Here is a 518-nt window from a genome sequence, read left to right on the forward strand (position 1 = left end):
CGGCCGCGATCGTCCGGGCGCTCGGCTGACTGCCGCCGCGAACGCGTCAGACCGCTGTCCGGATCGGGGGAACGCTCCACAAAGTATTTTGACCGTACCGGGTGAGTACCGATCAACGATGGAGAGTCAAACGGTCGAGCGAGTGACCGAGTGGGACTCGGAGCCGTTCACGGACGGCCACGCCGGGCTCCGGGAGCTCGCCGAACGGGAGTTCACGGGCGCGGTTACCGACGGCGTGGCGTGGCTGTTCATGCTCAACGGCCGCGTACTCGGCGTGTTCGACGGCGACATGGACAGGTTCGCCGACGCCGACGGCACGGCCTACGTCGCTCCCGACCGTTCGCTCCCACTGCTGTTCGCGATGCAGGAGACCGGCGGGGAGGTCCGCGGCGAGTACTACACCGAGGAGACGCCGATCTCGGAGGTCGACGACACGCTGCAGGCGGGCGGCTTCACCGGCTACGTCGAGCTCTCGGAGAACGTGCTCTCGGGGGATTACTACCTCGTCTACTACGACG

Annotated in this window: 1 pseudogene; it reads left to right on the forward strand. The window is 67.2% G+C overall.

What is annotated here, in order from left to right:
- Positions 1–118: 118 nt before the first annotated feature.
- Positions 119–518 (forward strand): annotated as a pseudogene (locus tag ACFR9S_RS14735) (hypothetical protein); the annotation flags it as partial.

It is taken from the genome of Halolamina salina, from assembly GCF_042678005.1.
In the GTDB taxonomy this organism is placed as follows: domain Archaea; phylum Halobacteriota; class Halobacteria; order Halobacteriales; family Haloferacaceae; genus Halolamina; species Halolamina salina.